The 24,869-nt window shown below is 26.9% G+C and carries 18 protein-coding genes; 5 read left to right on the forward strand and 13 right to left on the reverse strand.

Annotation, left to right across the window (positions count from 1 at the left end):
- Positions 1-53: 53 nt before the first annotated feature.
- From NL43_RS05800 to NL43_RS05825, 6 genes are all read right to left on the reverse strand, one after another.
- Positions 54-1,907, reverse strand: a complete 1,854-nt coding sequence (locus NL43_RS05800; protein ID WP_069593107.1) for an Ig-like domain-containing protein — start codon at positions 1,905-1,907, stop codon at positions 54-56.
- 177 nt (positions 1,908-2,084) lie between these two features.
- Entirely contained in the window at positions 2,085-5,756 is a 3,672-nt protein-coding gene (locus NL43_RS05805; RefSeq protein ID WP_069593108.1) for a hypothetical protein, read from the reverse strand.
- Positions 5,757-5,873: 117 nt separating this feature from the next.
- Positions 5,874-6,512 carry a hypothetical protein gene (locus NL43_RS05810; RefSeq protein ID WP_069593109.1) on the reverse strand — a complete coding sequence of 213 codons (639 nt, stop codon included), beginning with the start codon at positions 6,510-6,512 and terminating at the stop codon, positions 5,874-5,876.
- 8 nt (positions 6,513-6,520) lie between these two features.
- Positions 6,521-7,105, reverse strand: a complete 585-nt coding sequence (locus tag NL43_RS05815) for a hypothetical protein (protein WP_069593110.1) — start codon at positions 7,103-7,105, stop codon at positions 6,521-6,523.
- Positions 7,102-7,392 carry a hypothetical protein gene (locus NL43_RS05820; protein WP_069593111.1) on the reverse strand — a complete coding sequence of 97 codons (291 nt, stop codon included), beginning with the start codon at positions 7,390-7,392 and terminating at the stop codon, positions 7,102-7,104. The genes NL43_RS05815 and NL43_RS05820 overlap by 4 nt, the downstream gene beginning before the upstream one ends.
- On the reverse strand, positions 7,393-7,725 hold the full coding sequence (locus tag NL43_RS05825) for a hypothetical protein (protein ID WP_069593112.1): 333 nt from the start codon (positions 7,723-7,725) through the stop codon (positions 7,393-7,395).
- Positions 7,726-7,993: 268 nt separating this feature from the next.
- On the opposite strand from NL43_RS05825, the gene NL43_RS05830 reads away from it, so the two are divergent.
- The 4 genes from NL43_RS05830 to NL43_RS05845 all read left to right on the forward strand — a co-directional run bounded on the left by NL43_RS05830 (position 7,994) and on the right by NL43_RS05845 (position 15,373).
- Positions 7,994-8,965 carry a hypothetical protein gene (locus NL43_RS05830; protein WP_069593113.1) on the forward strand — a complete coding sequence of 324 codons (972 nt, stop codon included), beginning with the start codon at positions 7,994-7,996 and terminating at the stop codon, positions 8,963-8,965.
- Between the two features lie 252 nt (positions 8,966-9,217).
- Complete coding sequence (locus NL43_RS05835; RefSeq protein ID WP_069593114.1) at positions 9,218-11,869, forward strand: carboxypeptidase-like regulatory domain-containing protein; 2,652 nt, start codon at positions 9,218-9,220, stop codon at positions 11,867-11,869.
- Between the two features lie 237 nt (positions 11,870-12,106).
- Positions 12,107-14,329, forward strand: coding sequence for a right-handed parallel beta-helix repeat-containing protein (locus NL43_RS05840; RefSeq protein ID WP_069593115.1), 2,223 nt, complete (start codon positions 12,107-12,109; stop codon positions 14,327-14,329).
- 324 nt (positions 14,330-14,653) lie between these two features.
- Entirely contained in the window at positions 14,654-15,373 is a 720-nt protein-coding gene (locus tag NL43_RS05845) for a class I SAM-dependent methyltransferase (RefSeq protein WP_084790434.1), read from the forward strand.
- Positions 15,374-15,651: 278 nt separating this feature from the next.
- Here the strand turns inward: NL43_RS05845 and NL43_RS05850 are convergent, their stop codons facing one another.
- From NL43_RS05850 to NL43_RS05870, 5 genes are all read right to left on the reverse strand, one after another.
- Positions 15,652-17,262 carry an ABC transporter substrate-binding protein gene (locus NL43_RS05850; RefSeq protein ID WP_069593116.1) on the reverse strand — a complete coding sequence of 537 codons (1,611 nt, stop codon included), beginning with the start codon at positions 17,260-17,262 and terminating at the stop codon, positions 15,652-15,654.
- Positions 17,263-17,803: 541 nt separating this feature from the next.
- The gene (locus NL43_RS05855; protein ID WP_069593117.1) at positions 17,804-18,418 is read right to left on the reverse strand and encodes an ABC transporter ATP-binding protein; all 615 of its coding nucleotides are present in this window, start codon (positions 18,416-18,418) and stop codon (positions 17,804-17,806) included.
- Positions 18,418-19,365 carry an ABC transporter ATP-binding protein gene (locus NL43_RS05860; RefSeq protein WP_069593127.1) on the reverse strand — a complete coding sequence of 316 codons (948 nt, stop codon included), beginning with the start codon at positions 19,363-19,365 and terminating at the stop codon, positions 18,418-18,420. The genes NL43_RS05855 and NL43_RS05860 overlap by 1 nt, the downstream gene beginning before the upstream one ends.
- A gap of 13 nt (positions 19,366-19,378) precedes the next feature.
- Positions 19,379-20,245, reverse strand: a complete 867-nt coding sequence (locus tag NL43_RS05865) for an ABC transporter permease (RefSeq protein ID WP_069593118.1) — start codon at positions 20,243-20,245, stop codon at positions 19,379-19,381.
- On the reverse strand, positions 20,235-21,227 hold the full coding sequence (locus NL43_RS05870; RefSeq protein ID WP_069593119.1) for an ABC transporter permease: 993 nt from the start codon (positions 21,225-21,227) through the stop codon (positions 20,235-20,237). The genes NL43_RS05865 and NL43_RS05870 overlap by 11 nt, the downstream gene beginning before the upstream one ends.
- Before the next feature lie 481 nt (positions 21,228-21,708).
- Between NL43_RS05870 and NL43_RS05875 the strand changes: the two genes are divergently transcribed.
- Positions 21,709-22,227: a GNAT family N-acetyltransferase gene (locus NL43_RS05875; RefSeq protein WP_069593120.1), complete on the forward strand. Its 519-nt coding sequence runs from the start codon at positions 21,709-21,711 to the stop codon at positions 22,225-22,227.
- Between the two features lie 141 nt (positions 22,228-22,368).
- On the opposite strand, the gene NL43_RS05880 is transcribed toward NL43_RS05875, so the two are convergent.
- Positions 22,369-23,190 carry a nicotianamine synthase family protein gene (locus NL43_RS05880; protein WP_069593121.1) on the reverse strand — a complete coding sequence of 274 codons (822 nt, stop codon included), beginning with the start codon at positions 23,188-23,190 and terminating at the stop codon, positions 22,369-22,371.
- A gap of 880 nt (positions 23,191-24,070) precedes the next feature.
- A complete protein-coding gene (locus NL43_RS05885) occupies positions 24,071-24,343 on the reverse strand; it encodes a hypothetical protein (RefSeq protein WP_069593122.1) in 273 nt (90 codons plus the stop codon).
- Between the last annotated feature and the right edge of the window lie 526 nt (positions 24,344-24,869).

Below are 24,869 nucleotides of genomic sequence, written 5' to 3' on the forward strand. Positions count from 1 at the left end.
ATAGAATGATGAATATGAATACATATTGAATGTATACTATTATCCACCTTTTTTCATGTTTTTATACTTACAGTAGTTGATTTATATTGACTATTTTCCAGTGTTTTTATCAAATAACTAGTATTTCTTGGATAGATTCTATTTATTACCATATTTATTTTTCCATTTACCACATATTTGTTAGATATTACTATTTTATTGTTAACTTTAATTGTTATTGCCGTGTTTAAAGTTACCTGTTTTCCATGATTATCATTTATTATTGCATTTATTATTGTTTTATTGTTCTTTTTTGTTATCTTAGTATTTGTTATCTTAGTTGTTGCTTTTTGTATTGTTAGAGACATTGTTATTATTGATGGCTTGTATTGTGTATCTCCATTGTATCTGATTGTGAGATTTTTTTGTCCTGCTGTTGGAAATATAATAGGACATTGTACTTGTCCATTTTTCACTGTTTTTGTTGCTACTTTTTTTCCATGAATATATATTGTTACTGTTCCATTTGATACTTTTTTGTTGTTTGCATCTTTTATTGTCATGTTTAATGTTATATTATTTCCTTTAACGGGTTTTATTTGTTTTAATGTCGTTGTTGTGTTTATTTTTTGTATATAGAGTGTTATTTTATTTACTGATGGATTATATTGTGTGTTTCCATTGTATCGGATTGTGAGATTTGTAGGTTGTGCTTTAGTAAATTGGGTGTTGTATTGTATCTTTCCATTTGTGATATTCTTGGTTATTGTTTTTTTACCATTAATGTAGCATGTAACTGTTCCACTTGAAACTAGTTTTCCATTATAATCTATTATTATAGCATGTAGTGTTGTAGTTGTGTCTTTTACTGGGTTTGTTCTAGTTATCTTTGTTGTTGTGTTTATTTTTTGTATATGGAGTGTTATTTTATCTACTGATGCTTGGTGGTTGTTATCACCATTATATCTGATTGTTAGGTTTCTTAGTCTTGCTGTGTCAAATGTTTTATTGTATTTTACTTCCCCATTTTTTACTGTTTTTGTTGTTTCTTTTACTCCATTTATGTAGTATGTGGCTGTTCCATTATTTATTTTGTTTCCATATTGATCTTTTATTATGGCATGTAGTGTTGTGGTTGTATCTTTTACTGGGTTTACTTTTGTTATTATTGTTTTTGTTGTTTGTTTTGTTACTTGTATTGTTTTAGTAATTGTACTTGTCTTGTATTGTGTGTTTCCATGATATGTTACTTGTATAATATGATTTCCTGTTTTATTGAATTGGTATTTGAGTATTGTTTGTCCGTGTTCTATTTGTGTGTTTAATTCTTTTTTATCTATTTTTATCTGTGTTGTACCATTTTCTATATGGTTTTTGTATGTGTCCTGGTAGTTTATTGTTATTGTTGTAGTAGTTTGTGTTGTTGTGTTTGTTGGTGTTATTATCATGTTTATTGTGGGTCGTGGATCTATTATATTTACTTGGAATTGTTGTATTCCATCATAGTAGTTATCTGTATTATCATGATATATGGCTGTTATATTGTATGGCTGTGTTTTGTTGAATTTGTATTGAAGTATTGTTATTCCCTTTTTTACATTATTTGTTATTTTTGTGTTGTTGTTTATTGTGTATGTTACTTGTCCTGTATTTACTGGTCTTTTGTATTGGCTTGTTATTTGTAGTGTTATATTACTTGTCTTGTTTACTTGTGTTACTAGTTTTCCTGTTATTATATTTACATATTCTTTATTTGTGTTTTTCATTGTTTTTGTATTTATTTGTGTTGTATCATGTTGTGTATTATTTATTTCATGATTGTTCTTTAGTTGTGTGTTATTTGTTATATTTGTACTGTTTACTGTGGTTATACTTGTTATAAGTAATATTAATAGTAGTAATAGTAGAATATATTTTTTAGATATCATTTTATCTTCCTGTCTTTTATTTTTATAGAATATATGAGGGACTTGATTTTAAGTGTATGACAGCTGAAACTAAGTTCTTGTCCCTCAGTTATATTATCTGTATGATAGTAGCATACTAATAGAAAAAAAAGGTTAGTAAAAAAAATAAAAGAAGGTGTTTATGGAGGATAAACGGGGTTATATTACTTTTAGTGTTAAATGTTCTGCATTGGAGTAGTATTTGTTGTTTTCAAGTGCTTTTATTGTTATATCATATGTTCCAGTGTTTATGTTTGTTGGAAGTGTGTAGTTATATGTGAATTTACCATTGTTTGTTGTGATTGTAGTTAAGTTAATGTTTGCTAATTGTATATTGAGTATTGTGTTTGTTGTGATTAGTTTATTGTAACGATTTGTTATATTTCCTATAATTACTATTTTTTTATTTGTATTTGTTGTAATCAGTGTATATGGAACATGTAGGAATTGATAGTCTTTAATTAGGGAGAGGGTTGTTGTTGAATTTCGTGCAGAGTAATTAGAACTTTCATCAATAACTAAAGTAAGAATATTTCCAGAGGATTTAAGATTATTGAATGTATAATTATATTCTAGTTTTCCATTAGTTATACTTATATTTGATACTATTGTTTTATTATTGAGTAATAGTTTTGCTTTAAGTGTATTTGTTACTAGTTTATTATTATAATCAGTTATTGTTGCATTAATTTGAGTAATACTTCCTATTACTAATTTTATGGACTTTAATTGTATTCGTAGTGCTGTTTTATATACTGTTATATTGTATGTTCTATTTGTTGTGTTGTATATGTTATCTCCTGTATATTTGTATGTTAAATTATGTTTTCCAGCAGTTAAGTTCATATTACATATATAATAGAATTTTCCATTTTTAATACTTGTATTTGCTACTTTTATATTGTTAATGTATACTTCTATATTACCATTACTTGTGTTTATAACATTCCTTGTTATGCTATCTGTTATTGTACCATTGAATACTATGTTGTCTTTAAGATTTATGTACTTGTTACTTGAGGATATATATGTTCTTCTATTGTTTAAGGTCATATTTATTATACGAGATGAGCTTGCATAGTTCTCATTTCCATGATTTATAATATTTACTGCATATGAATTATTTATTAGCTTATCATGTAGTGTGTAATTATAACTTAATATACCATTTATGAATTTTGTTGTGAATGAATCTATTATATTAGCTGTTGTTGTGTATATTTTTATTGTTGCTGTTGTATTTGTAGGTACTATTTTACTATTTGTATCATATAATGTTGTGTTAAATAGTACTGAATTTTGTTTATATGCCCATAAGTTTTTTTGATAAATTCTCGTGTATTGTCCTCCAACACGTAATATACATGTAGCACTTGTTTCAAGGAAATTTGTACTATTTTGTGAGTAAATACTTAAATTATAATCCATAGTTGTAATGTTTGCTGGAATTGTATAGTTATAATATAATATTCCCTTCTTGAATACTAGATTTGTTTTATAGTCTATTATTTTACCAGCATTATCTGTTATTTCTAGTTTTGCAGTTATATCTTCTGTGATATTTGTATTATAGCTTGTGATTGTTGTGTTTATTTGTATTGTTTTTGATTTTTGTGCATATATTGTAGTGTTTCCCGTGAATTTCATGTATGTTGTTCTATGATATTCTGTTTTTGTTATTGTTGTAGTGTTTTGTGCTGAATTAAATATTTTTGTACCATTATATATTACTTTGATTGTGTAATTTCCTGCTTTATAGTTATACATGTTATATGTGAAGTTTACAGTATTACTTGTTAGATTTATACTACTTACACATAGTTTATCAACATATAATTGTACTTGTGACTTGTTTATTGTAGCATAGTTTGTTGAGTATATGGATGCAGTTACTGTTAATGTACCATTTCTTCGAATACTTGAATATACTCGGATTGTAGTGTTAATTTTAGAGAATATATAGTTTTCATTATTATATGAGCTTTCTGCAAGTATACTAGTTCCATGATAGTTTATAGTTAAATTATATGCTTTTTCTGTTGTGATAGTGCTTGGTAGTTTTATTAATGCACTTCCATTAGTGACTGTTGAATTTATAGTTATATTGTTTAATGTTGCAGTTATTAATCCATTTACTGTTTTGTTCCATGCTCGTACTGTGGTGTTTATTATTATGTTTTCATTTTCATCTACTGTCCATGATCTAATGGTTGTTGTAGTACTTGTTTTTTGTACTGATAGATTTACTGTGCGTGTTGTGTTAATAAATAGGTCGGTTCCAGTGTATTCTATTTTAAGGGTATGTTGACCTACTGTGAGTGTTGTTGGAATAATGTATTCTATACTTGCACTATTGTTTTGTACTAGTCTGCCACCAATTAGTATATCATCTATTGTAAAAAGCATTAGTCCATCATTTACTATTTCCTTGTTATTTGCATATACATATGCATATAAGCTTATTGTATCATTTACATATATTGTTCTATCATATCCATAGATGTATGTGCTTATTTTTCGTACATTAAGTGTTGTTTCAGCACTTTTACTAGTAAATACCATACTATCATAGTATTCTGCGGATATATTATATGTTCCTTCAGTGAAATCTGTTAAATCAAGATAGTATCCTATTGTTGTCTGGTTTTGGTTTACTGCATAGTATCCTGACTGGTTTAATTCATTTATTGTTGTTATTAAGTTATTATTAACATATATGTCTATTTTTCCATCTGTTACTGGGAATTGTGAAGTTATTGTAATATATATGTTGGATCCTGTGCTTTTATATCCATACATGTAGGGTATATACATGGATGTTGTAATTTTTGGTGGATATAGTGTGACGGAAATACTTGAATTTTTATAGTTATCACTTGCCACATATTTTATGAGTACTTCTTTTTCATTGTAATTGTTGGGTATAATTATACTTGTTGTATTATTACTTGTTGCTATTATATTATCTTTATAGTATGCTTCTAGTCTGCCAATTGTTATGTTGTTTTTATTTGTATCTTGTATTGTTGTTTTAACTTCAATCAGGTATTTATTAGTATAGTGTACATATTTTATGTCATCTATTATTATGTTTGTATCTATATCTCCATTTAGGGGTATTATAACATCTAATTTATAAGAATCACTTGCATCTTCATAGTATGTGTTGTTGTCTGTGTATGTGTAATCTATTATTTTATTTGCATAGTTTCTACTAATTTCTATTGTTTGTGTATTATTTATGTTGAATTTTGTTATTTGTGTTCCTTCTGAGAATATAGTGATATTTCCATCATTTACTGGTATTATTTCATCATCCACTACTTCAAATGTTAATTGTATGTTATTATCTTGTGTTATTGTTGTGTTTGTTATGTAAATCATTGTAGTTTTTGGTATTATTGTAAGTGTTGCAGTGTCTTCAAGTTCTATATTTTCATTGTTGTATTTTATTTTTAGATTATATTCTCCTGCTGGGTAATTGTATAGTTGGTCCTTACTATTCCATTCTATTGGTTCTACTCCATTGTTCAGGGTTTTATTTTTTATGTATGTGTTGTTTACGTATAATGATACTATTCCCTCGTTTACCTTGTTGTTATCTAGTTTGTAGTATATTTGTCCACCATATCTTGCTGTTGCTTCCTGGTTATCTACTTTTATTGTTGTGGCTGTTGTATTTTTTATTGTTTTGTTTAATTGTTTTACTGTATTTGTGTTATGACTTGTATTTTCTTGTATATCTGTTGTATTTTTAGCAGAGATTGTTGTTAGCATATATAATGATAGTACTAATAGTATTATGGATATTACTAGTTTTTTATGTTTCATTGTTTTTCACCTCACTTATTATAAGTATTCTGCTTTTTGAATACTTGTATTATATTTATAGTGTGATGGTGGCAAACTACTAGAAAAAAAATAATAAAAATTAGGATGGATTTGAGTTTATGTGGGTTGTGTGTATTCTGTTATTATGGTTGTTGTAGTATTATTATAGTTATATGTTGTTATATTTCGGTTATTTTCTATACTACTTGGATTTATATAAACATAGTGTATATATCCTGAATTATTAGTATATCTATTGTATTCATAGTTATTTTGTGAAAGACTATTTCTGTTTGTATAATAGTTTTGTATTCCTGTATTTGTATTAACATCATCTAGTATTTGTGTTCCATATAATGAGAGTATTATTGCTATTATTGATAGTACTAATAGAAATACTGTTGCAGATGTTTCCTCTTTTCCACCATGTTCTAGGTAATTTGATGGTCCTGTGAATGTTATTGTACTGTAGGGATATAATAATTTACAACCATTTTTACTTACAAGTGCTGTGATTATACTTGATATATAACCTATAATTACAGGTATTCCTATTATGGGATATATTATTGAAAATGCCATGATTGGTATTATAATTATTATTGATTGTTTATAGTTTCTTGGAAGTAGTAATTCTAGTTGAGATCCTATTATTGTAAATAGTAGTCCTGTTAATAAGTATGGTAGTTCAAGTAGGTATGATATTAAACAATAAAGAATTATTGATGTTAGAAAGCTATTTATATTTTTTGACATGATTCCACCTATCGTATCATATAATAAAATGACCGGTACATGAGTAATGTAAACCATAATGCTGATGCAAGGTAGCTTATAATACTAAGTTGTACTTTGATAAATAATAGAAAAATAAGAAAAGATAATAGTAGAAGTAGTGTGTATTTTATGTTAATGCTGTGTGATCTGTTTTCATTATACTCACCACCTAGGATTATGAAGTTTTTAAGGAATGTTTCATCTATAAATTCTTTATCTTCCATGATATTTACTACTAAACTAACATTCATTGTGTTTATTTCTTCATAGTATTCTAGTGTTCGTTTGTTTACTTGTTCAAAGTTATCTATGAATATTATTGTTTGAGTTTTTCTTGTTATTTCTGCTATATTGTCAAGAAGTTTTGCTGCAGACTTATTTTTTGTAATTGTACCTGGTTTTAATGTTTTTATTATTATTTCTAATGCATATTTTCCTTTTCGTGGATTGTTTATGTATGCCCAGTGATCTTCTTGATTTTTTGTCTGGTATATTTCCATTAGATCTTCTTGGTAGAGTAGTATGTTTTGCTTGTTATTAGCGTGTTTTATTATTTCTTCTTTTATTGTCATTCTTCATCATCATTTATTATTTTCACTGTGTATTTCTTCATTTTAAACTTTTTTGTCTTGATTAGTCCATTGTATGTTATTTGTATTTTATCACCTATCATTACAGTTTCCATTAATCTATCTAGTTGTGTTTTTCCCCATATATTATAGATTATTGTTTTATCTTGTATTTTATAGAGTTTACTTTTGTATTTTCCAATGTTTTCTAGTTTATCAACCACTATTCCTTGTATTTCTGATTCTTCTTCAGGATTCCAGAATTCTTCCATGTTTTCTTGTTGTATCATTTAATTACTCCTTTTTTCTACTTTGTACTGGTTTATGTTGTTGTTATTTCTAGTTTTGAGTTTTCCTTGATATGTTATTCTTATATAGTCTTTAATATCAACTTGTATCATTAATCTATCCAGTTGTGTTCTTCCCCATACTTCTATAATTTCATTTTCCTGTTTTATTAGGTATATGCTTTGTTTGTATTTGCCTAGTCCTAATGTTTTATCTATTAATATTCCTTCAATTGTATCACCTACTTTTGGATTCCATTGTTTATTTTTAATTGTTATCCATTTATCTATTTCATTATTTTGAGGTTTTTGTTTCTGATTTTCAAAAAAGGCCATATTTTAACCATCCACCCTTTTATTTTATTTATATTATCTATTTTCATGTTATGAATTCTTTTAAAATTCGATTTTTATATGATCATGGAAATCAGTTAATAAATATGTATGTTTAATAGGTGGCATACTACTAGAAATATATTTGTATATATTATTAATGATTTTTTATAAAATTTAAATACTATTTATCATAAATTATTGTTTAACATGATGAATATATTAAAAAAAAATAATAGAAATTTCTAATTAGTTAAGGAGGTTTAAAAATATGAAGAACATTAAACCGACAAGAAATGGTAAATATTACATAATTCGAATGATTTATCAAAACATAATATATTATGGCATATTTAATACATTTGAAGAAGCTGTTACAAAATCAATGTTATTATCTGAAAATAATTGGATTAAAAGTCCTAAAACAGGATATTCTCCAAAAGATTCATTTCCAGAATATATTATAGAACATGTATCTTCAAAAAAATTAAATAAATATTATATTAGAAATAAAAACCAGCCTAATTTATGTTATGGACCATATTATAATAAGAAATATACAAAAATATTAGCAAATATTCTACCATATTATAGAAACAAGATAGATATAAATCGAGCTGAACAACAAGCAAGCAAAGAGTTTTACAAGTATATTGTCTATGAAAAAAATCATAAACGATACAAAGTAGTTATTAACAAGAAATCCATAATACATGGAACAAATCTTGAAAACATACTCATAGAAAGAGATCTTCACATTACAAGTCATGAAAATGAAGAAGATTTATGTAATATAATACAACCAGAATATGATGAAATATTACCACCCACCCCTTGGAATAAGAAAAAAGAGGAAAGAACAATAACAAACATAGGAACTAACTATATTATTCAAAAAAATACACGAAATCTAAAAGTAAAAATAGGACCATTCACTAACAAAACAATAGCAATATCAGTACGAAATATTCTCGAGGAAAGTAACTGGAATCCAGAATTAATACAACACATTAAAAACATAATCCTTGAAATAAAACATCCAAATAGAAATATAAGAAAAAAAGACGATACATATATCTTATTTTACAAAAATAAAACATTATTTGAAAGTAATGACAAAGAAGAAATACATCTTCTAAGAAAATTACTTGAAGAAAACAATTGGAATGAAAAAATAATAGACATCTACAAAAAAATAAACACAGAAACTAAACTAAAAAACCATGTAAGCCAAAAAGTATAAAATAATACCCTGAATTTTTAATTAAACCAGGAATATACAAATATTCATTGTAAACTAATTAAAACAAGAAATATATAATTGAAATTATTTTTGAAAATGTATTACATCTATCCCCCCCCCCATTTTATTAATTTAACTAATTTTGAAAAAAATAATGATAAAATTTATTACTTAATAGAAATATAGAAGTAATCATTTAAATATAAAAATATTTAAATTTTTTAACAAAAAACTTGAAAAAGGAGTTAATATATGATAAATAAAAAAGCATTAGTATTTATCATGACTCTCATGGTTTTAATATTAGGAGTAAGTGCTTTATCAGCAACAAATACAAACAATGATACAAGTACAAACACACTCACTGATAACATGGAAAGTACAAGTACTATAAATGAAATAGACACAAGTACCTCCATAACAAAAACTATGGCTGAAAATACTAAAAATAATAATAACCTATCAAATACAGAAAAAACTGAAAACGATAATTCTAATTACAAATCACTAAAAACAGATGATGAAGATACAGAAAAATTAGAATCCACACTTACACTTACAATTAACAATGAAGAATACATTGCTATTGTAGATGCTGGTACAAACTACACAGTAGCAGGTACATTACTTGATGAAAAAAATAAGCCAATTAGTGATGCTACAATCAACATAAAAATTGATGAAACAAGCTACACAAAGAAAACAGATACTAATGGTAACTATCAACTACAAGTATATGCTGGTGAAGCTAAAGAAGATATATCTGCAATTGCATACTATGCTGGAAATGACATATACTTCCCAACCAGTACTGATATAACATTTGATATTGAGAAATTAGATGCAGTTTTAACTCTTAATGAAATTACAAGTATTGGCCAAAACATTACAATAAGTGGTACATTAAAAGGAAAATACACTGGTGTAATAAAAAATGCAACTATAACTATTAACCTTGATGATGTTGAATACACAACTACAACAAATGCAAATGGAATATTCACTAGAACATTAACTGCACCAAAAACTATAGGTACATACATTGTAACAGCAAAATATAATGGAAATAACATATATGATGCAACTGAGGAAGAAACAGAATTTGATGTTATAAAAGTAGGTACAACAATAAACTTAACTAACACCACAAAACATGCTGGTGAAAATGTTACTATTATTGCATCAGTTCTTGATACAAATAAAAAAGCAGTAAATGGAACAGTAACCCTAGCACTTGATGGTAAAACACTAAGTACAGCTAACACATTTGACAGTAAATTAACTCCTAGAACATTTACCGTGAGAAATGGTGTAGTAAATATATCAGTAAATGCTCTAAAATTCAATAAAACAGGAAATAAAATCACAATCACATACACACCACTAAGTAATGATAATATTCATGCATCATCACAACTAAGCACAACATATAATAGAACACTATACAAAACAATATATGCAAACAGTAAAGGAACCGGCGATGGTTTAACAACTAAAACACCAACAAACCTTACAAATGCACTAATATACATAGATAATGGTGGAACAATAAATCTTATAGGTACAACTAATAACAAAGACACATACAACTTAAATAATCAAGTAGTGATAAGTAAAAACACTCTAACAAACACTGTAACTAAATTCACAATAAAAGGATACCAAAACCACATAATAACCATAAGTGGACAAAATAAGACAGGAATACTAGCAATAGCAAAAGAATACACAGTATCAATAATTAACACAACATTTACCAGAGCAAACACAAGAAATGGTGGAGCAATATTCAACAATGGAACATTAACACTAAATAATGATACATTTACAAACAACAATGCATACCAAGGATCATGTATATACAACAAAGGAACAGTAACCATCACCAAGACAACCATTAAAAACAATAATGCAAGTTATGGTGGAGCAATCCTTAATGAAGGAAACATCACAATGACAAGTAACACAATTGTAAACAACAGTGCAGTAAACTCTGGTGGAGTAATAAACAGTAAAGGAACAGTAATCCTTAAATCAAACAACTTCACAAACAACACCGCAGCATTTGGTGGTGTACTATACGCAAGTGGAAAAGTAAATACAATTACTAATAATTACTTCATAGCAAACCATGTAACCAAAAATGGTGGAGCAATCTACAACTTCGGAGTAATGAACCTACAAAACAACAACTTCACAGCAAATACTGCAACACAGTGGAGTGGAGCAGTACATAATGCAAGAAACATTACTGTGACATCCAATAAATTTGCACTAAACACTGCTGGCCAACTAGGAGGAGCAATGTTTAACAATGCAAATGGAACAATTACAAGTAACACATTTGAAAATAATCGTGGAAAATATGGAGGAGCCATATATAATGGTGGGGTAGTACTTATCCAGAAAAACACTATTCGATATAACAATGCTTCACAAACAGGAGGAGCAGTAGCAAACAAAGGACTAGTAACACTTAAATCCAATAAAATGACTGGAAACAAAGCAGTGTATGGAGGAGCAATATTCTCTAACAACACCGTAGCAGTAGACAGTGATATTATAACTTATTGTGTTGCAAGTAAGAGTGGAGGAGCAATATATAATATTGGAAACTTCACAGTGAAAAATAGTAACTTCACAGGAAATAAAGCAAATATGGGTGGAACAATATTCAATGCAATGAATATGAACATCACCAGTAATAATATTGTAAGTGGTAATGCATCCCTTGGTGGAGGACTCTACAATGATGGAACAACATGTAATGTAGTTGGAAACACGTTCACTAAAAACCATGCAAACTATGGAGGAGCAGCATTTACCAAAAAAGCAATAACACAATCCAAAAACACATATACAAACAATACTGCAATAAAAGGACCAAATGTATATCCAAACTAAGTATTATTACTAAAAAAAGGAAGATTTGAATTAATAGATCTTCCAATTAAACATTTTTTTAAAACTTTTTCTAGAATGTTTTTAAATACTATTTTTTTTAAATTAGATTATAATAAACTAAGACTAAACTAACTCTTTTTAGAATAATATATAATGTAATTCATATAAACTATTAAATAACAATTGAAATAAATTTAATTATTCTAATGTTTTAAAACAAGAGGAGGTTTAACTAGTATGAATACACATGTAAAGAAAGTATTCATAATAACTACATTTATTTTTCTACTAGTATGTCTTACATCGATAAGTGCTGTTGAAGTAAATGATACCCCAACTGAAACACATATAATAGAAGAGGCTAGTATAGATGATGATATATCTAAAATAAATGATAATCAAATAATTACTAATCAGATAGAAAATAAAACAAAAAATAATCTAAAACAAGACAGTACCACTAATACAACTACAACACCTATTGACACAGTATTACTTATAGATATCCCAGAATTTGTAGTAACCATAGGTGATAATGCAATAATTAATGTTAATCTAACAGATATTGATGAAAATCCAATAAGTAATGCAAATATTACCTTGAAAATTGAAAATACTACAACAACCATGAAAACAAACAATAAAGGAATAGCAACATACACATACAAGACAACACAAGCAAAAGAAAATATAATAATAACCGCAACATATAATGGAAATACAAAATACCAGAAAAGCAGTGATACAAGTTTCATAGATGTTGAAAAACTATCCACAACAATCACACTAACTAATACAACAACAAGGAATGCAGCAAATATTACATTAACAGTTAATATAACAGATGAAAAAAATAGTAAACTAAATAATGGATACATAACAGTAAAAATAAATAATAAACAATTAACAGCCAACAATAAAGCAATACAATATACTGTTCGAAATGGACAAGCAAAAGCATCCATTGAGATAAAAAAATTCACTTCAACATTAAATGATTTACTAATAGAATACATAACAACAGATAACACTCACCTAAACAGTAGCCTAGAAACAGATTATCAAAGATTATCCTACACTAACTTATATGTAAATAGTAAAGGAGTGGGAAATGGATTAACAAAAAATAATCCAACTAATATGACAAACGCATTACTATACATAGCAAATGGTGGAACAATATACCTTGTTGGACAAAACACTACAACAGACACATACAAACTAAACACTCCAATAAACATTGATACAAACAATGTAATAGGAGAAGTAACTACATTTAACATAACAGGATATACTGGACATAAAATAACATTCAATGGTCAATACAAGACACGCATATTTACAATAAATACTGGCTACACTATAAGTCTAAACAAAATACAATTAACCAATGCAAATACTACAAGTGGTGGAGCAATCTACAATAAAGGAACACTACTAATAAATCAAAACAACATAACAAACAATCATGCAAGTTATGGTGGAGTAATACTTAATGAAGGAAATCTCACCATAAAAAATAGTAATATAACTAAAAACACTGCAGTAAACTCTGGTGGAGTAATAAACAGTAAAGGAACTGTTAACTTACAATACAATAATTTTATAAATAATTCTGCTGCATTTGGAGGAGTAATATACTCTAGTGGAAATGCAACAATAACAAGTAATAACTTCACAACAAACCATGTAACAAAGAATGGTGGAGCAATATATAACTTCGGTGTAATGAATTTAAGAAGTAATAACTTCACACGAAACACTGCCAACCAATGGAGTGGAGCAGTGCATAATGCAAGAAACATCACAGTAACATCCAATAAATTTGCACTAAACACTGCTGGTCAACTAGGAGGAGCAATGTTTAACAATGCAAATGGAACCATTACAAGTAACACATTTGAGTCTAATCGTGGAAAATATGGAGGAGCAATATATAATGGAGGAGTAGTACTTATCCAGAAAAACACGATAAGATACAATAATGCTTCACAAACTGGAGGAGCAGTAGCAAACAAAGGAATATTAACACTTAAATCCAACAAAATGACTGGAAACAAGGCAGTGTATGGAGGAGCAATATTCTCTAATAATACAGTAGCAGTAGACAGTGATATTATAACTTATTGTGTTGCAAGTAAGAGTGGAGGAGCAATCTATAATATAGGAAACTTCACAGTAAAAAACACTAACTTCACAGGAAATAAAGCAAATATGGGTGGAACAATATTCAATGCAAAGAATATGAATATTACAAGTAACAATATTGTTTCTGGTAATGCATCTCTTGGTGGAGGACTCTACAATGATGGAATAACATGTAATGTAGTTGGAAACACGTTCATTAAAAATCATGCAAACTATGGAGGAGCAGCATTCACCAAAAAAGCAATAACACAATCCAAAAACACGTATACAAACAATACAGCAATAAAAGGACCAAATACATATCCCAACTAAAATAAAAGTATTTATTAATTTAATAAATATTTTTTTACTATTTTTTTTAAAAATAATAAATAATATCCGTATTATTTAATAAAATAACTTATTTTAAGAATTTATTTAAAGATTTATTGAAATAAAACCTTTAATTTATGTGAAAAAAAATTACGCAATAATTAAAAGTTAATAACAATATAGGTATTTATAATACAAAAAATCTAGAAAAATATTATGAGTATTTATTAAAAAAATACTTTTGAATCAAAATAGGTCAATTCAGAGATAAAAACAAAATAATATGACTTATTTGATTAATACTCCTTTTGAAAGGTTATAATTATGTCCAACAAGGAAGCATATATTGAAAAGATAATAGAAACAACTGAATTAGAAATAGATATTCCTAATTTTGAAGAACATCATGGAAATGAAGAAGAAATAGATCCTAACTACTTACTAAATTGTAGAAAACCCGAAGGAAAACTTGGAGAAAAAATGATTCATAGCATGAATCAACATCATGAACTTCTTGCACGATGGGGTGTAAGTCATTTAGATATAAATGATAATGATATAATACTAGATATTGGTTGTGGTGGTGGAATTAATATTAAACGTTTTACAAAAATGACAAATAATAAAGTATATGGTCTTGATTACTCAAAAGTAAGTGTTAATGAATCCATAAAACATAACCAAGAAGAAATAGCTGATAATAAAGTAGAAGTACATGAAGGTTCTGTATCAGATATACCATTTGATTGTGAAACATTTGATATGATAAGTGGATTTGAAACTATTTACTTCTGGCCTAATATAGAATATGATTTCAAGGAAGTTTATCGTGTTCTTAGAAAAGGTGGTAAATTTTTTATATGTAATGATGAAAAACTGTGTGATGATACATATGAACGTATGGGTGAAATTATTAAGATATTAGATATGAATGTTTATTCTGAAGATGAATTATGTAACATACTATCCCAAGTAGGTTTTAGACATATTACATCCTATACTCGTAGTGATAATCCATGGATTTGTATTATTGCAGAAAAATAAAATATAGTTAGTTTAATTTAATCTCCCATTGCCTTATTTTTTTAATTAATATGACTATTTTTTTAAAATTAGCGAATTAACTATCAATTCAATTATTAGAAAATTAACTAAAAAATAAGATAAATAAAAAAAGAGTTTAGAAAAAGAAAAATATGAAAAAGTAAAGTTTTATTAAATTAAAATCTCTATTTTAAGAGTTTATTCTTAGTATATTGTATACATTATTCATTAGATTTTAATTTCTAACTTGTATTCATATTCCATCCAATACATATAGCTTATGCTGTAGCTGTAGTATTTTCTTTTGTCCAGTCATAGATGTTTCCAAATATGTCTCCACCGTGTGGTTGGAGTAATGCTGTATCATTAGATATGTTTACTCCATCTTTTACAAAGTATCCATATTTAATTTCTCCAATCCATAACCAGGATGCATCTCCTTCTGGTGCAATTGCATTAGCTGCTGCTGACCAGTCATTGTATGAACTTTCACGTGATTCTGAGAATGCTTGATCTACATGACTATCTACTTCAGTGTTATTTACAAATGCTGGGTTATTATAACTTATTCCTGCTTGATCACTGTAATATTCAGACCATATTGTTGATGGGTCAGTACTACCGAATCCCCATACTACTGCTTCAGAGTTTTTAATACCATCCATTTCATCCCAATTACTACCTACAGGTTCAATTTCTATACCCATTGATTTTGCTTGTTCTGAAACAGATACTGCTATTGCTTGTCTTTCAGGTGCATCAGATGAGTAATAAAGTTTGAATGATGCTTTAACTCCATCTTTTTCACGAATACCATCACCATCTGTGTCAACCCATCCAGCTTTTTCAAGGGTTTCATTAGCATAAGTGATATTTCCATCTTCAATAGATGATTCATTATTTGCCCATGGTAATTGATGTGCTACTCCATCATAGTTTGGATATCCAAATCCATTTAATGCTCCTTGAGCTATTGATTCTCTGTCTACACCATAATTTAATGCTTTTCTTATTGCTATATCTGATGTTACATTATTTCCTATAGCTGCTCCATCTTCTGTTGTTTCACCAGTATTATTTACATTTGGTAATGAGATTCCACGAACATCTATACTATCTTGTAAGTACATTGTGTATCCATCTACTGTTTCATTAGCATAAGCTAGTGGTACTGCTACTACATCTGCTTCAGAGTTTTTAGCCATGTTAAATGCAGCTTCATTTTGTGAGAAGGATATTGTTAATTTTTTAATTGCTGGTTTTTCACCATAGTAATCATCATTTGCTTCAAGAATTACTTGTTGTCCTTTATCCCATTGTACAAATTTGTATGGTCCAGAACCTACAGGATTAGAACCATAACTTTCATTATTATATGAATCTGATGGTACAATACCAATATATGCTAGTTTATCAAGGAATGTTGAATCTGCTTTGTTTAATGTAAATTGTACTTTTGTATCATTTATTGCTGTTGCATTTTCCATACTTGTTAAATCTAGACTTGCTCCAGAGTTTTTAGCTTCATTATATGTGAATACAACATCTTCTGCTGTTAATGGAGTTCCATCAGTGAATTTAACATCATCTCTTATATCAACAGTGTATGTTTTATAATCATTACTTATTGTGTAGTTTGTTGCTAAATCATTTTCATATGTCATATTTTTTGTCATTTTTAATAATGTACTTTGTATTAAAGGTTCTGCATAGTAGTTCCAACCAAGTATAGGATCAAATCCTGTTTCTGGTTCTCCACCGTGGCTGTAAGCTGCAACTACAAGTTCATCAGCTGATCTTTCAGTGTTTGCCCCACCTAATGCAATCACACCACCAATAATCACAAGTACAATAACTGCTATTATACCTATAATATATTTATTTTCCATGTGTTTTCCTCCAAGGAATGAGATTATATTTTTTTAAAATTGTTGTATGTGTTTTAATTGGGGGATTAAAACTAAAGAGAAGACTATTTATTATTATTATTTTTTTTATAAATGTATGAAATATTATAATAAATTAAATCTTTTATTATATACAACTAATTTTGAAGAAATAAAGTATGTATTTTTTAAAAAAATATTCTTTTTGCAATAAGAAAAGTTTTTTTTATAAAATGGATAATACTTTATTAATATAAATTATGATTTTATACTATAAAAAGATTACTATTAAAAAGTAATAAAAAAGCCCCATATAATTATTTAAAGTATTAATTATGATAAATGAGACTATAAACTCCAACTAAAAATATATAGATAAAATAAATAGAAATTAATAAGAAATAAGTAATACAAAAACATTAAAATCCAATAAAAAAGTAATACTATTTTTAAATAAATTATTAAAAAAAGCCAAATCAAGAATAAAAAAAGAAAAAAATAGAAAAATAATAAATGAAATAATAAAAGATTTCATTATATCCAATTAAACATGATTTATATCATTTAAATACAATACATCATCACAAATTGTATTAATTAAATCAATATCATGACTCACAACTAATAAGCCCATACTTCTTTTTTTAACAATTTTTAAAACAGAATCAAAAATTTGAACCTGAGTTATAGCATCAAGCATAGTGGTCATTTCATCAGCAATTAGAAACTTAGTTTTAGGATTTAATGCCCTAAGTACTGAAAATCTCTGTAATTCTCCACCTGAAAGTTCACGAGGAAATCTGGTTAACCATGATTTTTGAATCCCGAAATCTTCTAACATATCTTCTGGAGGCATCCATGACTCCTCTAATACTTCATTCATTTTCCATTTAGGATTCATAACCTTTTCAGGATGCTGGAATATTAGTTGAACTGGAGCAAATCCTTTATCTGGAATTATATTTCCATCAAGTTTCACATCCCCTTCATAATTATTTATATAACCAGCTAATATCTTACATAAACTTGATTTTCCACTACCACTATCTCCAACTAACCCTGTGATTTTATTATTATTTAATGAAAGAGTAACATCTTTTAAAATCATTTTTGAAGAAGAATTATATTTAAAATTAATATTATGTCCTGTTAATTCCATTAATAAACCTCCTCTAATTTAAAACATCTTACCTTTTTTTCTCCCTTATCGACTAAACTGGGTCTTACTTCTTTACATTTAGCTAATGGATATTCACACCTATCATAATATGGACAGCCCTTAGGAATTTCACCATGTAATGGTTGATGTCCTGGAGTTAATTTAAATCCATGTTTAGGAAGAGCTTGGTATAAATTTTTTGTATAAGGATGAAGTAGATTCTCACCATTTCCTGAGAAATCTTCTGTTTTAGCTACCTCTATTACATAACCTGAATAAAATATTGCTACTCTATCTGCTACTTCTAGTGCTGCATTAATATCATGAGTTATAAGTAGTACTCCTACATTATCCTCAGCCATTTGTTTTATATGTTTTAATGTTTCTTGTACGGATTTTTCATCAAGTCCTGGTGTTGGTTCATCAGCAATTACAAGTTTAGGATTTGAAAGTAATGCTGTTGAGACTAGAACTCGTCTTGCCATTCCCCCAGATAACTGAAAAGGATACATTTCATCTACTTCTTCAGATAAACCATATTTTTCAAAGATTTCTCTTTGTTTAATCCGTTTATTTCGTTCGTCTTCTTCATCAACACATTCGCCAATCGCTTGGTCCGATACCTTCATTAATGGATCTAGAAAATTAACTGATTGTGGAATAAGTACAATTTCATCTCCACGTAATTTTTCTTTAAGTTTATCATCTAATACTTGACCATTATATTTCATAGTTCCTGATAAATTTGCATTGTGTGGTAAAATTCCAAGTATTGCATGGGCTAGTAAACTTTTTCCAGAACCACTTGAACCTAAAACAGCGACAATTTCACCTTCTTTAATATCAAGTGTTAAGTCTGTGATAACTTTAAGATCTCTTTGATTTAATCCTTCAGTATATTGCGTAAAGGAAATAGAAATATTAGATACACTAATTAAATTACTCATATAATCTGCTCCTTTAATCATTTGCACTTGTTGGATCAAGTATTTTCTTAATATTTTCTCCTGCTATATCAAATAGTAATACTAGTACTAATAAGGATAACCCTGGGAATAGTGCTAGCCACCAATTACCAGTTGCAAGATATTTCATTGACTCAGATAATATTATTCCAATTGCAGGTTCATGTGGTGATAAACCAAATCCTAGGAATGTTACACTTGCTTCATGCATAATTGCATGAGGGAATATTAATAGTGTTCCAACAACTATTTGACTAAATAATAGTGGAAATATTTGTTTTCTTGCAATCCATAACTTAGATTTTCCAAATTTACGTGATAATTTCACATAATCTGATGTTTTAATCTCCTTAATTTCAGCTCTTAATACTCTTGTAAGTGATGTCCAATGTGTAAATGCAACACCAATTATTACTCCAAATGCTCCTCCACCTAATGAGATAGATATGAGAATAATAAGTAGAATATGTGGAATAGATAAGAATAAATCTATAAGCCATGCTACAAAGGAATCTAAGTATTTATTAAAACTGGATAAAAATGCTAATATTACTGCAATAACACTACTTAATATTGATGCTCCTAATCCTATTTGTACACTTAAACCTAATCCTTTGAGTGTACGTGTGAACATATCTCTTCCCATCCAATCAGTTCCAAATAAATGTTCAAAGGATGGTGGTTGATTCATCATGCTAAAGTTGGTTGTGATACTTGAAGAATCAATACATAAGCTTATAATTACAACTAATACTAAGATAAATACAGATATTCCTATAGCAAGTAATGTTTTAGTTCTTAAATTTATACGTTCTAATAAATTATACTTATTTTTTTCTTCAGTAAATGAACTAATTCTCATCATCTCCTTCTCTTATTCTTGGATCTACAAAGTTATATAGTATATCTGCAATTAAATTACCTACATATACAAATATTGCACTGAAAATTACTATTCCTAATAGTAATGGTACATCACTTTTTAATCCTGCAGATACTGCTGCTTGTCCAATTCCAGGATATGTGAATACTTGTTCTACTAGTACTGCACCACCAAATAATTCACTGAATCCAATAAATTGTAGTGTAATTGCTGGTAGTAATACATTTCTTATACCATGTCTTTTCACAAGATTCCAACCTGATTCTCCTCTAGCTTTTGCAAATAAAACATAATCACTAGACATTACTTCAATAAGTTTATCTCTTGTGTATAATGCAATAGATGCAACACCTAATATACTTAATGTTAATGCAGGTAGTATTAAACGATTTAACCATTGCGTAAATGTTACTGTATTACTTAAACTTCCTATTGGTACTCCTCCACCAGTAGGGAACCATCCAAGATATATACTGAATATCATCAAGATTATTAATGCTATCCAGAATGTTGGTGCTGATTGTAGTGTGTAACAGTATACTTTTATTACTTTATCAATCCATGTGTCTCTTTTAAATCCTGCGAGAATTCCTAATCCAAAACCTAATACTCCTGATATTACCCATGAGCTTAGCATTAACACTAGAGATGCTGAAAATCTCTCAACTATAACTTGAATAACTGGTATTCTAAAGATTAAGGAATTACCTAAATCTCCATGTATAACTTTTGAAAACCAATCGAACATTCTTGTAGTTATAGGTTGATTTACACCCCAATAAGCTTCTAATTTTGCTACTTGATCAGGACTTACAACCATGTTTGAAATATATGTTTTAACAGGATTTATGGGTGATATTTGAATTAATAAAAAACTTAATAATATTACACATATTAATAAAATTATAAAACGAACTGTTTTATAACCTAAAAATTTGATTAATTTTTTATTATTTAACAAATTCTAAACCTCCTGAATATTATATAGATTTAAAAAAAATTATTTTCTTTGAAAAATAATTATTTATATCATATAATTCATCATTTATTACTGTATGAAGTAATCATTTTAATTACTAAGGAAAATAGTATTATTTTTTTTATGATATTCTAGATTATGCTGTGTAATAAAATATTTTTTTTATTTAAGTTAGTGAAATTATATTCAAATATTTGATTAGATTATTACTTTTTAACATATTTTTATCAATAAAGTAATACTAATTTATAAATTAGTAATATAATATAAATTATGTACCCGTCTATAATAAACTTAACTAAAAGATTATAGACCAAATAACGATTATAAACACGTTAAATCATTATTACAAAAAGCTCTGAAAATAATTAAAAAGTAATACAAAACTTAAGTATTTATATTACTAATAATTAAAATAGAAATAATAAAAAATATACTAAAAGTAATACAGAAGGAATTAACTATGAATATTGAAATTAGGGAATTAAACAGGGAATTAATTGATAAATATAATGTGAAAGAATTCCTTTTTTACATGATAAAAATGTGTTATAAAATGGATTATGTACCAGAATACCATTATGATATAATAAATCTCGAAGAATACTATATAAAACCCAAGAAAAACACATTTTATCTAAGTATAGATAAAAATACAAATACACTTATAGGAACATCAGCTATACGTGCATATGATAAAGATTATCATATAAAAAATAGAAATTATACAAAAGAAACAACTGCAAGCATATACCGTGTATTTGTAAATCCCAAATATCGAAGATGTAAAATAGCAACACGTATGCTAGAAAAAATAGAAAACTTTTGCATAAAAGAAAATTACAATGAAATATATCTTCATACTCAAAAAGACAGCTGTGGAGCACTACCCTTCTGGTTAAATAATAATTATATAATAACAGAAAATACACATAATCAACTTGGAACAATTCACATGGAAAAAAACATATGTTCCAAATAAAAACAAGAATTACTCTCTTTAAAATTTTTTCTAAAATATATTATTTCAATGAAATTCAATATTTAATATCATGAAACTACTTTTAAATCATTATATCATAAAAAAATTAAGAAAAGATAATATAATACATATCATCCCTAATTAATTTATTTTTCTCATTAACACAGATGTGTTATTAGTTTTACCTTTTGGTAGAAGCATTATTTCCTTATGGAATCCACGAGTATCCCTATCCGTAACTGGTGCATATAATATTGCTCTCATTCCACTATATGTTCTGAATAATATAGGTGTTTTTTCATCGACAATTTCCCATATGTTTCCAAATACCCTATCTTTTGGTACTGCAAATGCTGCTATCATCAATATATCATAATCCAGGTTAGCTATTGTTTTTTCATCACCTGTAATTATTTTTATATCCTCATCAAGTTCTAATTTTTTAAGAACTTTTCTTGATAATTGAGCTACTTGCGCATCTTGTTCTATTCCAATACATTTACATCCTGTTACTTTGTTAAACATTATTAATGTAAGAGGTAAAGGTCCACTTCCTAGAAATACTAGTGTTTTATTTTCATTGAATTTTGCTAGTTGTCTTTCATTTTCTATAAGTCCAATATATCTTTCATAAAAATGGAAAGAATCAAGTGCTGCTTTTGGATCATCAGATTCTAATATCTTCAAAGCATTTTCTGTTTCAAGTCTTGCACCTATGTAAACATAAAATTTACGAATTAATGTTAATGCTTTGTTCATCTTTTCATCATCAAGAATATGTTTTGCAGAATCAAAGTCTATCTCTTTATCATGAGCAATAACTTCTATATCATCAAGAATTTCTGTTATTTCTTTAATATCTGTATCATCTAATGCAGATAATCCTTCTTCATCCAGATTTCCGAAACTTGAAAGTTTATCTGCTATTTCTGCTATAGTTCCCCAATATTTATAACAACTCATTGAAATCACCCCAATAATTAATTTCATTTATAAAAAAATAATGAAACTGTTGAATTATATTTTTTTAATTAAAAAGATTTTAAGTTCTTATTCACCAAAATTATTTTTTAAAAATTTTTAATAATATTATTTGAATAAAATAACATTATATTATTCAATTAAATCCAATTAAAGTATAAACCTAAATAATATTAATAAATACATCTTTTTAGATTAATTTGACTTTAAATAAATCTCTTTTATAAAAAAATATAAGTTTATTTCAAAAAAAATAATCTAATTATTCATACTTATTTCATTATTATTAATAATTTAATATAAGTCATTATTAATAGTTCCTACATTAAAATTATGCTAATTAATCAAGGAAATATTGAAAATAGTATTACTTTTTCTTCTTTTTAATAGATAATAGTATTAATTTTTCATGAGTAATACTTTTTTTATAATTAATATTAAATAGTTGTTATTAAAGAATATTAACTGAATATTAAAAAAATATTTTCAATAAATCCCCATTATATTGATTGTCATATTTCTTTAATATTTAGCTTATAAATCAATAGATATATGGATAACAAAAACAGGAAAAATACTACCCAAATACCCTGAATTAATAACAAATATTATAATCTATTAAAAAATAAGTCAATTATAAGCAGCATGTAAACTTAAAAAATATATAAACTATGACTAGCAGCAACATAGAAAAAAATAAAAAAACCAACAGACATGCTTTATTTCAATGCTTAAAAATATATTCATTAATTGGGGAAAATCTAAAAAAAATAATGAATATATTCTCATTGAAATAATTTTATAAATAATGTTAAGAGAATAACTTATTTTCTCATTATTTATTTTTTCAAAAAAAAAGGACTTATAATAAATAAAATTTTCCAAATAATAGTGGTGGTACTGAATTACTATTAATAGCCTCACAACACATATCTGCATCATGTGCATAGTATATATTGAATAATAGCCATATTATAAGACCTGTGCCTGATCCACCTAGAATAGTTAGTAATACTACTATAAAGTATGCTAGGATAAATTGTGTTATGCCTCTTTTATAAAATCCAAGATATAGTTGTCCTAGACCTGTGAATATAAATGAAACTACTCCTGCTATAATTCTATTTTTAGACATTATGTTTTACCTCTAATTTAATATTATGTTTAGTTAGGGTTAACATTCTATTTAAAATTATTTACATATTATAAGATTATGAAAAAAAATATATTATATTATGTTAAATTTATTGTAATAACTTAATATAAGATTAAATATGAATTAATTCTTTTTAAATAAAATAAATTATAAATAATATGAATAAACTTATTTAAATAAAAAATTATGGTATAAATTTAAATATTAATATCTAAAAATTATAAATTGATAAGAAAAATCATTGACTAATAAATATGAAAATGAGCGTTGATAATGGCACATGAAATACTAAAAAAAAGTACTAATTATACTAGCAATAGTTATAATCATAGTCCTAGCATTAGATACTATAACTAACCATGGAAATCAGATAACAATAATGGTCGATTCCTATTCTATTGAAGTTCCACAAAGCAATGCACAAGTATTAAACACGTCAAACTATTATTACACATATGATGATGTGGATCATAATCTCCATATAAAAGTACTACAATTAAATTAT

The organism is Methanosphaera sp. WGK6 (assembly GCF_001729965.1).
In the GTDB taxonomy this organism is placed as follows: Archaea; Methanobacteriota; Methanobacteria; order Methanobacteriales; family Methanobacteriaceae; genus Methanosphaera.

Excerpts from the sequence above, each read along its gene's own strand:
- NL43_RS05875 (WP_069593120.1), top strand. The coding sequence starts at position 21,709 with ATGAATATTGAAATTAGGGAATTAAACAGGGAATTAATTGATAAATAT.
- NL43_RS05800 (WP_069593107.1), bottom strand. The coding sequence starts at position 1,907 with ATGATATCTAAAAAATATATTCTACTATTACTACTATTAATATTACTT.
- NL43_RS05880 (WP_069593121.1), bottom strand. The coding sequence starts at position 23,190 with ATGAGTTGTTATAAATATTGGGGAACTATAGCAGAAATAGCAGATAAA.
- NL43_RS05865 (WP_069593118.1), bottom strand. The coding sequence starts at position 20,245 with ATGAGAATTAGTTCATTTACTGAAGAAAAAAATAAGTATAATTTATTA.
- NL43_RS05885 (WP_069593122.1), bottom strand. The coding sequence starts at position 24,343 with ATGTCTAAAAATAGAATTATAGCAGGAGTAGTTTCATTTATATTCACA.
- NL43_RS05805 (WP_069593108.1), bottom strand. The coding sequence starts at position 5,756 with ATGAAACATAAAAAACTAGTAATATCCATAATACTATTAGTACTATCA.
- NL43_RS05845 (WP_084790434.1), top strand. The coding sequence starts at position 14,654 with ATGTCCAACAAGGAAGCATATATTGAAAAGATAATAGAAACAACTGAA.
- NL43_RS05830 (WP_069593113.1), top strand. The coding sequence starts at position 7,994 with ATGAAGAACATTAAACCGACAAGAAATGGTAAATATTACATAATTCGA.
- NL43_RS05820 (WP_069593111.1), bottom strand. The coding sequence starts at position 7,392 with ATGATACAACAAGAAAACATGGAAGAATTCTGGAATCCTGAAGAAGAA.
- NL43_RS05815 (WP_069593110.1), bottom strand. The coding sequence starts at position 7,105 with ATGACAATAAAAGAAGAAATAATAAAACACGCTAATAACAAGCAAAAC.
- NL43_RS05835 (WP_069593114.1), top strand. The coding sequence starts at position 9,218 with ATGATAAATAAAAAAGCATTAGTATTTATCATGACTCTCATGGTTTTA.
- NL43_RS05840 (WP_069593115.1), top strand. The coding sequence starts at position 12,107 with ATGAATACACATGTAAAGAAAGTATTCATAATAACTACATTTATTTTT.
- NL43_RS05855 (WP_069593117.1), bottom strand. The coding sequence starts at position 18,418 with ATGGAATTAACAGGACATAATATTAATTTTAAATATAATTCTTCTTCA.
- NL43_RS05860 (WP_069593127.1), bottom strand. The coding sequence starts at position 19,365 with ATGAGTAATTTAATTAGTGTATCTAATATTTCTATTTCCTTTACGCAA.
- NL43_RS05850 (WP_069593116.1), bottom strand. The coding sequence starts at position 17,262 with ATGGAAAATAAATATATTATAGGTATAATAGCAGTTATTGTACTTGTG.
- NL43_RS05825 (WP_069593112.1), bottom strand. The coding sequence starts at position 7,725 with ATGGCCTTTTTTGAAAATCAGAAACAAAAACCTCAAAATAATGAAATA.
- NL43_RS05810 (WP_069593109.1), bottom strand. The coding sequence starts at position 6,512 with ATGTCAAAAAATATAAATAGCTTTCTAACATCAATAATTCTTTATTGT.